A 12,789-nucleotide genomic window follows, 5' to 3' on the forward strand; every position below is an offset into this window, starting at 1 on the left:
TTTATCACCTTACTTCAATAGCTTTTGCAATGCTTTTTTTACATATTGATCTGTAGTTAAACTTTCTTCTGCAAGAGAAGGAGCAACTTTTTTAATTTCACGTTCGGCATAACCTAGTACTTTCAGTGCCTCAATTGCCTCATTCAAGGCATGATTTGCAGTATGCTTTTTTGAAATTTCTTCATGTGTAAATAAATCTGGCGCATACAAAGCAGCAACATCGCCTAATTTACCTTTTAAATCTAAGATAATTTGCCGTGCTGTCTTTTTACCTACACCTGGAAACTTTACGAGGAATGTATCATTTTCATTTTCAATTGCCTCAATCACCTGTGAGGGATTACCCGAAGCAAGTATAGCTAATGCCCCCTTAGGCCCTATGCCAGTTACATTGAGCAATTTCATAAATAATGCTTTTTCTTCTCTCGATTTAAAGCCGTATAAAGCTAATATATCTTCACGTACATGCTGATATGTATAGATAATGATTTCTTCTTGTTGGCTTTTCTTATAACTAAACGGATTTGGTGTATGGATTTGATATCCTAAACCACGATGATCAATGACAATATACTCTGGCGTCACATCGTCCACATACCCTTTAATAAATTCTATCAACGATATTCACCTCTTTTACGACTGTACCCCATTGTATCAAAAAAAGCGGTTAATCAGAAGGGATTTTGACTACAATGCATCTAAATACGTACAATTGTTCTTACAACCTATTTTACCATTAAAATTTCGCCTTAGGTATTTTTCTGATAATAATAATTTCTTATTAAGAAAAGCTCAGGGTGTACTTATTCTTATCTCGTCAAAAAAGCTAACTCAAAAGATTTTCACCTTTTAAGTTAGCTTTTTTATTTTTTCTCTGACTTTGGATATGTTTCAAGAGTTTTTAAAACCTCTAGATATTGGTCTCTCGATTGTATTCTAATTCCTTGAATTAATTCATCATGCTTTCTACTTTCCAACTTTTTCACATCAATTTGAAAGAAGGATTGAATTACTTCATTCGTCTCTGGTTTTCCATTAAAGATCGATAACGTACCATCATCATCAATTCCGAAATAGCCGTTTGTTTTTAATAGAGGTGAAATATCATCTATACTTCTTTGAAAAACAACTCTCTCTTCATTTTGATCAATTAACTGCCAGCCATCATAGGCAGCCCAGAAATCTTCCATCGAAAGAATTGTTTCATTTGTTACCTCTTCACTTAACTCTCCATCAAGATATACTCTCTGTAAAACTACTTTTACAGTTAAAGGACCTTGAACCATATTTTCTTCTGCTTTAATACTATCTTGATTACCGTTTGCTATTGTTATACTTATGATTACTGCAATAAGACAACAAACGGTAACGATGCGACTTGGATGAAATTTTCTCATCGATCTCACCTCGTTTATTTAAATTCGTACAATCATCACATTGAACGTCAACTAATTTAGGATTAAAAAAATTAGTTAATAGCCTAGCTTATTTTATCTATTAGAGTTGTTTATTATTTCAACACATCTTAACAATTACTGTTTCGATAATATTGTGACCAATTATAGAAGTTTTAACCATAGAATATTCCTACTAAAAAATATTTTTAAAACAATTATTACCTATTTGCTATTCGAGGGATACTCTGTTAATATTAAGGAGAATTATTTTTGTTCGGTCTGTAAGGAAAGAATAAGTGTTTAAACTTTTCGCCTTTGATAATTGAGCAAGGATAGTAATAAATCGTGGAATATCCACACGGGAGGCAACAAACATGCAACAAGGTACAGTAAAATGGTTTAATGCAGAAAAAGGCTTCGGATTCATCGAAATCGAAGGTGGAGACGACGTATTCGTACATTTCTCAGCTATCCAAGGCGAAGGATTTAAAACTTTAGAAGAAGGTCAAAAAGTGACTTTCGAAACTGAGCAAGGTCAACGTGGACTTCAAGCAGTTAACGTTAACAAAGCTTAATTAGCTTTTATGTACAAAAAAGGACTTCTAACGAAGTCCTTTTTTTGTGTATAAATTTTCAACAAAAATAATCAATATATTCCATATTATGCTATAATTGTCATTATTTCATATTTAATATGTTCAATAAAACGAAGTGAATAAAAACTTCTTAGTTGAAAATAAGATTAAGGTGTGAGCAATGTGGACCTTTTTAATGCAGAATTGCGTAGAATTAGAATTACCCTCATTTTTTTAACGATTATTATCGCATTTTCTTCTGGTGATCACACTGTAACGGTGGAGGATGACTCTTATAGTAGTAGTCAAGATGTGTATCCACAATTGGATTACTCCCATATGGTAGATTTAGGTAATGGACACTTTGGTTTACTTACCGCTCATTCAGCAGATTCATCTTTGCAAATTTTAAAAATAATGTATTATGATGAGGCAAAAAATGAATTAGTAGTCAAGAAAGAAGTTCCAGTTGATCAGATTAAATCGCTGGTAAATGATTGAACTAAATTCAAAGGAAATCTTCACTTGAATTATTTCTTTTCTAAAATAATATTTTTTCGCTATAGGCTACTTCATTAAACTTACATTCCTTTTAGGACATATATTGTAGTAAAAGGAGGGGTTACAATGAATAGCTGGATTTTCTTATTTTTAGCTGCTATTTTATCAGGCTTTGCTTTAATTGAAGTTCCTTTAGCTGGTACATTTTTAGCAAGTTTAGCACCATTTACAACAGTGGTGGGTGTACTAACAGTTTTAGTTTTCTCATTAGTCCTCATTTATAAAGGCGTAAAATATTTATTTAATAAATAGTTTCATACTATTCAAAGTCACTCAGTTATCTTATTTCCCTTTACCTGAGTGACTTTTTTTGGATTATTGAGTCGTTTTCAAATACTTTTCTTCATTCCACATTCACTACATTCTCTAAGAAAGATGAAATCCTTAACAGAACTCTTAAATAATGTGTTTCCGCAATTATCACATCGACCACTAATTTCGTCTGGGTATTGTTTAAAATCATAAACTACAGTGGTATCGATACCTTTTGTTTCTCGTTTCGGTTTGTTGTCTTCCATACATATCACCTACAACTACTATTTTCTTTATCATATCACATTTCTTAATTATGCTTGGTCCAAGTTTAATTTACAAAATAAAAAGCAAGGGGAACACCCCTAGCTTCTTTAGTCACGATCACCATTAAATGGACGTTGAATTGCATCTCCGAGATCATCCATCAAATTATTGATGTCGGCGTCAATTGTTTTTCGGTCAACACCATTTTGGATATCATTGTCAATGTTACGAACACGTGTAAATGTTCCTTCATCAGTTACTACTTGGACATTTCTACCATTAGACATTTTACGTACGTTATTAGAAATTTTTTCTTTTAAGGAAGCATTATTGTTGTCAGCTGTATCAACTGCAACTAAAATATTGTCCTCTGTTACCAATACACGAGCATTGTCGACGTTGTCCATTTTCTCAACTGATGTTCTAACTTTTCGAGATATCTCGTTATCATCACGGTTATTATTGTTTGTGATATTCATTTTATTATTATTATTATTATTATTGTTACCTACATTTTGTAAGTGTCCATGATAATTTGCATCACTACGGCTAAAACGATTATCTCTAACTAAGCCATCATCACGATCCCCAAGTGGTACTGTAGGATTACTCATATTTTGATTATTGTTTTTATTATTAACTTTACGGAAATAATTATCTTCATTGTTCATTCCGTCCATCATTTCTGTAACAGGACCTTCATTATCTGCGTTTGTATTTTCATTTGAATAGTAACCCATAGGTTGTGCGTTATCATTATTTCTTGTATCTAATGCACCTTCATCCCCATTACAAGCTGTCAAACCTGTTGTTAAAAGCGCAATAGCTGTAAACGCTGAAGCTTTTTTACCTTTATTCAATACAAAACCCCCCCAGTAGGTACTTTCAAAAAGAGCAATAACTTTTGCTCATTAAGTAGCTTGCACCATAGGGAGGAATAACAAACTGTTAGTTAACGGTAACACCTTTAATTTTTGGTCAATATCTTTTAAAGGTTTTTTCGTAAATTACATAAATATGAGAGCTTATAACAAAATAAAGCAGAGGGTATGTCACCTCTGCTTTGTTGTGATTATTAATCCTGGTCATCTTCTCGTTCATCATAATTAGGCATATCAAACATTTGACCACCTGGTGCCATTTGCATCTGTCCGGGTTGCATCTGTCCAGGATTGAAACCATTAGGATTATAGTCTTGCGGGGCCATAAATGGCTGTTGTGTTGGATAACCGCCAAATTGTTGTTGCATCGGATAACCACCAAATTGTTGTTGCATTGGATAACCACCAAATTGTTGTTGCATTGGATAACCACCAAATTGTTGTTGCATTGGATAGCCACCAAATTGTTGTTGCATTGGATAGCCATAATTAACACCATGTTGATATGGATAACCTTGATAAGGATTTATATAAGGTGTTGCTCCTCCACAACCACAATCATTCTGTGTATAGGCTGGTGCAACTGCCTGTGGATATGGCATATTTGGTGAATGTTCATAATCAAAATCATCATCATCATCATCTGGTGCTTCACCATATGCACCTAAAACTTGATTTGGATTAAATCCGTATCCAGGTAATACTGGTGACACTGGAACACCTGCATATGGATTAACTGGGAATCCTGGTCCGTAATGTGCTGGAGCAACTGCATGTGGGTACGGCATATTTGGTGAATGTGCACCTTGATCATCATCATCGTCATCATATTCAGCAGGGCTTACTGCTGCAGGGTATGGCTGATTTGGCATTGCTGGCCCATGTCCATACCCATATGGCATTGCCATCGGCTGATAAGGCATCGGTGGGCAGAAACCATACCCAGGTAATACAGGTGAAACAGGTACCATGTGTTGTGGAGCTAAATATTGCGGTTGATGCATCGCTGGTGATGTATATGCAGGCATTTGCATATTCGGCATATTTGGTACATTTGGCATATTTGCCATATCTTTTGAAGCCTCCTCTTGTTGTTCTGGTAATTCGTAATGTGGCTGTTCTTTAGCAGGTACCTTATACATATCCTCTACATCTTTTGTAATGTCTGGCAATACATTTTCTGGTTTTGGCGGTAGTTGTGGGTTCGCCATTTGTGGCATCATCGCCATATTCACCGTATAATAATTATTCATATCCACCCCAGTGTATACCGGATGCTGAACATTAGGTACAGGTGGTATATAAGGTTTTGAAGGTTTTTCTGAAATTGGTTCCTTCGGTGCTGTATCTTCTACTCCTAAAACCTCTTTTGGTTTTTCTTTTGCAAATGGGTGTTCAGCTTTTGGCATTTCTTTCTTTATTGGAGCTTCTTTTTTGACCGCAACATTTCCAGAAGGTACTTTAATTTTCATTCCTGGCATAATTAAATCTGGATTGCTTAATTGTGTGTTCATCCCTTTTAATTGTTCGAAATCAACCCCATATTTCTTAGCAATCTTCCAAAGAGTATCGCCCTTTTGAACAATATGAATTTTCAATGATTTCCCTCCTAAGCTTAAAAATAGATCTACCATCAGAAAACGTTTCATAACTGATGGGTTACTGAACATAATCGATTCATCTATGTGAAAGATTATGTTTCCCCTGTTATAAACGATGAGCATGATGTCATTATTCTTCATCACAATTTATGAAGAAAAAATCAAAATTATGATTAAACTCGTATTAAAAATTGGATAAACCTAACATCTCACTTAAATACATATGTTGGCTAACTCTTATTTATGTACAATACAAAAAGGAACCAACAATAAATTGTTAGTTCCTTTTTGTTGTTAGTTCAATTTTAAAAAGATCAAACATTTGCCAGCATTCGATCCAATGCTAATACAGCATCCTTTGTGATATGTTCTGGTACAATAATCTGATTTGTGACTTCACCTTTTTCTATGCTTTCAAGAGCCCATAAAAGATGTGGTAAATCGATACGATTCATTGTTAAACATGGACACATATATGGGTTCAATGAAACAATTTCTTTATCCTGGTTTTGTTGAATTAATCTATTTACTAGGTTCATTTCAGTTCCGATAGCCCATTTTGTACCAGGTTCAGCTGCTTCAATCATGTCAATAATATATTTTGTGGAACCGGCAAAATCTGAGTGTTCAACCACTTCTCTGCTGCATTCTGGATGGACAATAATATTCATATCTGGCTCAGTTTTTCGTAAATGTTCAATATTTGCAACAGTGAAATTTTCATGTACGGAGCAATGTCCCTTCCAAAGGATGACAATGATATCTTCAACATTTCCATTAAACTCCAATTCATTTGTGATTGGATTCCATATTGCCATTTTATCTAGGGGGATTCCAAGATCGAAGGCCGTATTTCTGCCTAAATGCTGATCTGGTAAAAATAATATTCTTTCCTTTTGAGTAAATGCCCACTGTAACATTTTTTTAGCATTCGAGGAAGTAACAGTTGCTCCTCCATTTTTTCCAACGAACGCTTTAATTGCTGCAGTTGAATTTACATATGTTAAAGGCAGAATCGTGTCACCAAAAAGGTTTTGGAGTTTTCCCCAAGCACGATCAGTTTGATCAATATCAGCCATATCAGCCATCGAACAACCTGCTCTCATATCAGGAAGCAGGACCTTTTGGCTTTCAGTTGTTAACATGTCTGCTGTTTCTGCCATAAAATGGACACCGCAAAAAACGATATATTCTGCCTCTTTATTTGCTGCTGCAGCTTGTGCAAGTTGTAATGAATCACCTGTCACATCTGAGAATTGAACAACCTCATCCTTTTGGTAGTGATGTCCTGGAATATAAAGCTTCGTACCAAATTTCTCTTTTATTTCTCGTACACGCTGCTCCATTTCTTCAGTTGAAAGTGATTTATAGGATTCTGGCATCATTTCTTTTTTATCGTGCTCAAGAATATCTAATAATTCCATTTTCAAGCCCCCTATTTTACATTTAAACTTATATCCAAAGATTTGTATGAATGTGTTAACATTCCTAATGAAATATAATCAACATTGGTATTACGGTAATCTGCTAAATTATGCATACCTATACCGCCAGATGCTTCTGTTACAATATGTTTTGGTGTGAGCTCAGCGAATATTGCAACCTCTTCTGGAGATCGGTTGTCAAACATAATCACATCAGCTCCAGCTTCAATTGCCTCTAGAAGCTGCTTTTCGTTCTCTATTTCTACTTCAATTTTGACCATATGACCTGTTTTAGCCCTAACCTCTTTAACTGCTTTTAAAATGGAACCTGCAAATGCTATATGATTGTCCTTTATCATCACACCATCATATAAGCCAAAACGATGATTAAAGCCTCCACCACAACGAACAGCGTATTTTTCAAACATTCTCAATCCTGGTGAAGTTTTCCTTGTATCGCAAATTCTCGTATGATCTGATTGTAAAAGATGTACAGTTTTATTTGTCAATGTCGCAATCCCACTCATACGCTGAAGTAAATTTAGAATGACTCGTTCCCCACTAAGAATAGTGGCAACAGGTCCCTCAAGTTCTGCAATGATATCACCCTGCTTAAGTGCGTCTCCATCTTTCCTTTTTAGGGCCACATCCACCTTTTGATCGAATAAGGAATAACCAGTAGCTATAACGTCAACACCTGCCAAAATTCCATCTTCCTTAGCAATAATAACAGCTTCTCCGCGTGCATTAGCACCAAAAACCGTTTGACTTGTAACGTCTAATTCTCCTAAGTCTTCTAGAAAAAATTCTTCTAATTTCTTTTTTAATTTAATCACGTTCATTCTCTATACCCCCGCATACATTTCATCTTTCATTCGTATAAGCTGCTTTTGTCGCCAGTATTTATCATTTGTTTCAGGAAAATCTAAGCGATAATGTCCCCCTCTACTTTCTGTTCGATTAAATGCAGAGGTTGAAATTAGCCAGCCTATTGTTAACATATTGATGATTTCAATTTGCTCAGTTGTGAAATTCTTCACATTAAAAACCCAAAAAGTGAATTGATTTTGATAAAACGTAAACCAATTTACTGCAAAGGTTAACTCAGCTTCCGTTCTTTGAATTCCAACATAGTTAGTCATGATTTCTTGAATCTGTTTTTTTGTCGGTAATTCGATGAATTCATCTGCTGCAGTGGTATTTGTAAAAACATCAACACTTCTATCCGGTTGCTCGAATGGTAAAGACAATAGATGATTCGCTACTCTTTTCCCAAAAACAAGTCCCTCTAATAGCGAGTTACTAGCAAGTCGATTAGCACCATGCACACCTGTACATGCCGCTTCACCTACTGCAAAGAGATTGAGGATATTTGTCTCACCTTTATCATTCGTCTGAATCCCTCCCATTAAAAAGTGCATACCAGGGGCGACTGGAATCATTCCTTCGTCTAAATTAATCCCATATTGCTCACACAATTTAGAAATAGTCGGGAATCTTGTTGAAAAATTAGAAATATTAGATATATCAAGGAACACATCATTCCCTTTTTTCATTTCATAATAAATTGCTCTAGAAACTACATCTCTTGGTGCTAAATCACCTTGAGGATGAATCTTACCCATGAATGTCTCACCATTTTGATTTATTAATAAAGCACCCTCACCACGTACTGCTTCCGAAACGAGACCAACACAACGTCCATTAATATTGAGCATTGTCGGGTGGAATTGAATAAATTCCATATCAGCAATTTTTGCACCTGCTCTATAAGCCATGGCAATTCCATCACCTGTTATGATATCTGCGTTTGATGTATGGCCATACACAGCACCACACCCACCGCTAGCTATAATTATTTTACTTGCCAAATATCTTTTCATTTTTCCATTTGCACTCTTTGTAGCAACACCTAAGCAACTACTATTTTTTACAATCAAATCTGTTGCCATTTCATTCTCAATCAATGTTACCATTGGTAAAATCGTCTGATATAAAAACTGGGTTACTTCTCTTCCAGTAGCATCGCCACCAGCATGAATGATTCGGTGCTGACTATGTGCTCCTTCTTTCCCAAGAAGAAATTGTCCATTTAAATCGCAATCAAAGGTCATTCCTCTTTGACACCATTCAAGGATTTCAGTTGGACCATCTTGGACAAGATGTTCTACATTTTTTGAATCATTATGATAACAACCCGCAACTAACGTATCTTCATAATGATTTTTCCATGAATCCTTCGTGTGAACTGCAGCGGCTATTCCACCTTGTGCAAGCATTGAATTGCTTTTTTTCCACGAAGATTTCGTAATAATTGTTACTTGTTTATGTCGTAAGTGGTATGCTGCAGAAAGGGCGGCAATCCCACTACCGATTATAATGACATCTGTTTGAGGCATAGCATAGTACCCTCCTGTAAATTTACACCTGTCTTGACACCTATATTTACATAGATTTAAAATAATGACAAGAGTTTTTTACTAACATTCTCATAGAGTTTGAGAAAACTAGAGGTGAAATCAGTGATCTACCTAGATTATGCAGCAACTACACCAATGAGTGAAAATGCCCTAACTATATATATGAAGGCTGCTAAAAGTGCATTTGGAAATAGTAGTAGTTTACATGATATTGGCGGAATGGCAGCAAGAACTTTACAGGCTTCTAGGAAAATAATTACCGATATGATTTGCGGAAATGAAAAAGGTCTTTATTTTACTAGTGGTGGTAGTGAGGCAAACATATTGGCCGTTCAGTCCTTGTTAAATGGTGTTGATCTTAAAAATAACCATATTATTACAACACAAATTGAACATTCATCACTTTATACATTTTTTAAAAGTCTTCAAACTAGGGGTTATGAGGTTAGTTTTTTAGAGCCCAATAAACAAGGCTTTATTTCAACTGATGACATCACTAGCAAGTTACAATCTAATACAGGACTTGTCTCGATTCAGCACGGAAATTCCGAAATTGGAGTTGTTCAGCCAATCAAGGAAATTGGACGATTATTAAAAAAACGAGGTATTTTATTCCACAGTGACTGTGTTCAAACCTTTGGGAAGCTTCCAATAAATGTAGAGGATATTCATATTGATGCCATTTCAATATCTAGCCATAAAATTTATGGACCTAAAGGAATTGGAGCGGCCTATATCAATCCATCCGTTTTTTGGCAGCCAGTTATCCCAGGGACAACCCATGAGTCAGGTTTTCGGCCTGGTACAGTTGATGTCCCTGGTGCAGCTGCATTTGCTACTGCCGCAAAAGATGTTTCAGCTAACATGTATACGAACATTGAACATTATCTAAAACTTAGAAAAGATTTTGTTGACTCACTAAAGCCTTGCAAGGATAGAATAAAGCTATTAAATGAAAATAACGAAAACACCCTCCCGAACATTCTTCCATTGCTTGTAGATGGGATTGAAGGTCAGTATATGATGTTAGAATGCAATCGATTCGGTTTTGCAATTTCAACAGGGAGTGCATGCCAAGTAGGAATGCAAGCACCTTCTCGTACAATCCTTGCTCTAGGTTATGATGAGCAAAAAGCAAAGCAATATATTAGAATATCATTAGGTGCTCAAACATCGAGTGAGGAAGTTCAGACATTTGCAAAACAACTTATTAACATCATTGAAAACTTTTAAAAACATAAATTTTGCAAAGGTAGAAAGGAATGGTATCGGTGAAGACTGATAAAATATTAGGTGAAGAGCGACGAAATCTCTTGTTAGATATTCTATCTAAAGCAGACAAGCCGATTACAGGTGGAGAGTTAGCAAGCACAACAAATGTGAGTAGACAGGTAATCGTCCAAGACGTTTCACTGTTAAAAGCAAAAAATTATCCAATAATGGCTACAAGCCAAGGGTATGTATTTTTAAACAATCAACATGATCAAACTAAATTAGTCGAACGAATTATCGCTTGTAAGCATGCACCTGAACGAACAATAGAAGAATTATCAATACTTGTTGACCATGGGGTAGTTGTTAAGGATGTAATTGTTGAGCATCAAGTATATGGGGAATTAACTGCTTCAATCATGGTAGGAAATCGGAATGATGTGAATGAATTTGTAAAAAAAATAAATCGTTATAATGCCTCATATTTATCACAGTTAACTGGTGGTCTACATTTGCATACTTTACAAGCTGATTCTCTTGATAAAATAGATCTTGCTTGTAAAGCACTTGATGAAGAAGGATTCTTAGTAAAGGAATAAGCGATCTTAACAGGCAGTTTCCCAAATCTCAACCTTCTCCTCTTGCTTTTAGGATTACTTCCACTAAAAATGGGTAAAAGAAAACAGGTGACATACTACCCTAGTCACCTGTTTTTAAATCAAACTTCTTTTTCAATTTGCTGGCTAATTGAATATGCTTCATAAGAACCAAGTAATTTAACACTGCAACCTAAAGCCTCGAGCTCAGCTATCGCCCCTGGTATTAATATCTCGTCAACTAACATATCAATATCAATAATAAAGAAGTAGTTACCTAAACCTGTTTTCATCGGTCTTGATTCGATTTTTGAGAGATTCAGTTTTCGCCAAGTAAAAGCAGATAACACTTGATGTAAAGCCCCAGATTGATCTGATGGCAGTGTAACCATTAACGTTGTTTTTTCTTTATCAGGAGTAAGATATGGGCTAGTATATTCTGCCTTATTTGAAGGATGTAATATTGCAAATCTTGTATGATTATAATGGTAATCATGGATATTCGCTTTGACAATTTCTAACCCATATTCCTTTGCTGCAAGATTGTTCGCAATTGCTGCAACTGATTCTTCAGGATGATTACTAACATAACTTGCTGCAGCTCCAGTTGATGTTGCATAATCATACGTAATACCTTTAAACGTTTGATGCAAAAACTTATGACATTGTGCAATCGCATGTGAATGAGAATAAATGCGAGTAACATTTTCCCAATCATTTTTTCTTGAAGGGTGTACCATAAAATGCTGTTCAATCGGTGAAACAATCTCACCAACTATGTACAATGGTTGTTCATGTATTAAATAATCAAATGTTAAATTAACCGAACCTTCTAGTGCATTTTCGGTAGGTACGACAGCAAAATCAATCTCCCCATCTGCAACTGCATCAATACATTGTGGAATCGTGGTATATGGTACCTGTTCGACTTCATCCCCAAAAAAAGATTGAACAGCAAAATGGGTAAAAGTTGCTCTCGGTCCTAAAAATCCTATCCTGTTTGACAACTAACTTCAACTCCTTATGCCCCTTGACCTAATATCTCTACCTTATCGACAAATTCCAATCTACGAAGTTTGGTCATTAATCGGTTTATATCCTCTGTCATTCCATTCGTATTAAGCGATAGTGTTACATTTGCACGGCCCTGGATTGGAATGGTTTGATGGATGGTTAAAACGTTACATCCAGCAGTTGCCACTACTGATAATAATTGAGATAAAGTTCCACTACGATCTTCAAGATGGAAAAAAAGGGTGATTAATTTTTCTTTCACCATTGTATGAAACGGAAACACAGCATCACGATACTTATAAAAAGCACTCCGGCTCATATCGACACGTTGAACTGCTTCAGCCACAGAATCAGCTTTTCCTCTTTCAATTAGCTTCTTTACTTCAAGTGTTTTTTTCATTGCTTCAGGTAAAATATCTTCTCGAACTAAAAAAAATGTATCGTCTTTCATTAACTCCCTCCCATCTTTTTTCTTAATGTAGATAATTTATCACAATATTAGCTAAATTTCTTCCTTTTTCTTTATTTATTTTTATCCAAGCTTTATAACAATACAAAAACAAGGATAAGTTAACATTTGGACCTAAAC

General features: G+C 35.3%; 15 protein-coding genes. 5 read left to right on the forward strand and 10 right to left on the reverse strand.

Features of this window, described 5'->3' with window-relative positions; all coding sequences use genetic code 11:
• Positions 1-9 precede the first annotated feature (9 nt).
• Together ruvA and HUW50_RS01600 are read right to left on the reverse strand one after the other, a co-directional pair.
• Positions 10-618, reverse strand: a complete 609-nt coding sequence (ruvA, locus tag HUW50_RS01595; protein ID WP_066334399.1) for a Holliday junction branch migration protein RuvA — start codon at positions 616-618, stop codon at positions 10-12.
• Between the two features lie 245 nt (positions 619-863).
• Positions 864-1,397 carry an intercompartmental signaling factor BofC gene (locus tag HUW50_RS01600; protein ID WP_083964661.1) on the reverse strand — a complete coding sequence of 178 codons (534 nt, stop codon included), beginning with the start codon at positions 1,395-1,397 and terminating at the stop codon, positions 864-866.
• A 374-nt stretch (positions 1,398-1,771) separates the two neighbouring features.
• Here HUW50_RS01600 and HUW50_RS01605 point away from each other — a divergent pair, with 374 nt between their 5' ends.
• From HUW50_RS01605 to HUW50_RS01615, 3 genes are all read left to right on the forward strand, one after another.
• The gene (locus HUW50_RS01605) at positions 1,772-1,972 is read left to right on the forward strand and encodes a cold-shock protein (protein ID WP_066334390.1); all 201 of its coding nucleotides are present in this window, start codon (positions 1,772-1,774) and stop codon (positions 1,970-1,972) included.
• Positions 1,973-2,155: 183 nt separating this feature from the next.
• Positions 2,156-2,473 (forward strand): hypothetical protein, encoded by a 318-nt coding sequence (locus HUW50_RS01610; protein ID WP_066334384.1) that lies wholly within the window; start codon positions 2,156-2,158, stop codon positions 2,471-2,473.
• A 126-nt stretch (positions 2,474-2,599) separates the two neighbouring features.
• Positions 2,600-2,785 (forward strand): hypothetical protein, encoded by a 186-nt coding sequence (locus HUW50_RS01615; RefSeq protein ID WP_066334381.1) that lies wholly within the window; start codon positions 2,600-2,602, stop codon positions 2,783-2,785.
• A 77-nt stretch (positions 2,786-2,862) separates the two neighbouring features.
• On the opposite strand, the gene HUW50_RS01620 is transcribed toward HUW50_RS01615, so the two are convergent.
• The 6 genes from HUW50_RS01620 to nadB all read right to left on the reverse strand — a co-directional run bounded on the left by HUW50_RS01620 (position 2,863) and on the right by nadB (position 9,357).
• Positions 2,863-3,051, reverse strand: coding sequence for a DUF8096 family protein (locus tag HUW50_RS01620; protein WP_066334378.1), 189 nt, complete (start codon positions 3,049-3,051; stop codon positions 2,863-2,865).
• A 108-nt stretch (positions 3,052-3,159) separates the two neighbouring features.
• Positions 3,160-3,912 carry a YhcN/YlaJ family sporulation lipoprotein gene (locus tag HUW50_RS01625; protein WP_185653644.1) on the reverse strand — a complete coding sequence of 251 codons (753 nt, stop codon included), beginning with the start codon at positions 3,910-3,912 and terminating at the stop codon, positions 3,160-3,162.
• 215 nt (positions 3,913-4,127) lie between these two features.
• Positions 4,128-5,531, reverse strand: a complete 1,404-nt coding sequence (safA, locus tag HUW50_RS27685) for a SafA/ExsA family spore coat assembly protein (protein WP_311774031.1) — start codon at positions 5,529-5,531, stop codon at positions 4,128-4,130.
• A 317-nt stretch (positions 5,532-5,848) separates the two neighbouring features.
• Complete coding sequence (gene nadA, locus HUW50_RS01635) at positions 5,849-6,958, reverse strand: quinolinate synthase NadA (RefSeq protein WP_066334369.1); 1,110 nt, start codon at positions 6,956-6,958, stop codon at positions 5,849-5,851.
• A gap of 11 nt (positions 6,959-6,969) precedes the next feature.
• Positions 6,970-7,800, reverse strand: coding sequence for a carboxylating nicotinate-nucleotide diphosphorylase (nadC, locus tag HUW50_RS01640; protein ID WP_066334366.1), 831 nt, complete (start codon positions 7,798-7,800; stop codon positions 6,970-6,972).
• 3 nt (positions 7,801-7,803) lie between these two features.
• Entirely contained in the window at positions 7,804-9,357 is a 1,554-nt protein-coding gene (gene nadB, locus HUW50_RS01645; RefSeq protein WP_066334357.1) for an L-aspartate oxidase, read from the reverse strand.
• Between the two features lie 123 nt (positions 9,358-9,480).
• Between nadB and HUW50_RS01650 the strand changes: the two genes are divergently transcribed.
• Positions 9,481-10,611 carry an IscS subfamily cysteine desulfurase gene (locus HUW50_RS01650; protein WP_083964659.1) on the forward strand — a complete coding sequence of 377 codons (1,131 nt, stop codon included), beginning with the start codon at positions 9,481-9,483 and terminating at the stop codon, positions 10,609-10,611.
• A gap of 38 nt (positions 10,612-10,649) precedes the next feature.
• Positions 10,650-11,189, forward strand: coding sequence for a transcription repressor NadR (locus HUW50_RS01655; protein WP_396652576.1), 540 nt, complete (start codon positions 10,650-10,652; stop codon positions 11,187-11,189).
• 119 nt (positions 11,190-11,308) lie between these two features.
• On the opposite strand, the gene pheA is transcribed toward HUW50_RS01655, so the two are convergent.
• The gene (pheA, locus tag HUW50_RS01660) at positions 11,309-12,193 is read right to left on the reverse strand and encodes a prephenate dehydratase (protein WP_066334343.1); all 885 of its coding nucleotides are present in this window, start codon (positions 12,191-12,193) and stop codon (positions 11,309-11,311) included.
• A gap of 14 nt (positions 12,194-12,207) precedes the next feature.
• A complete protein-coding gene (locus HUW50_RS01665) occupies positions 12,208-12,651 on the reverse strand; it encodes an ACT domain-containing protein (protein WP_066334341.1) in 444 nt (147 codons plus the stop codon).
• Positions 12,652-12,789: the final 138 nt, after the last annotated feature.

This window comes from Metabacillus sp. KUDC1714 (assembly GCF_014217835.1).
Classification (GTDB): domain Bacteria; phylum Bacillota; class Bacilli; order Bacillales; family Bacillaceae; genus Metabacillus; species Metabacillus rhizosphaerae.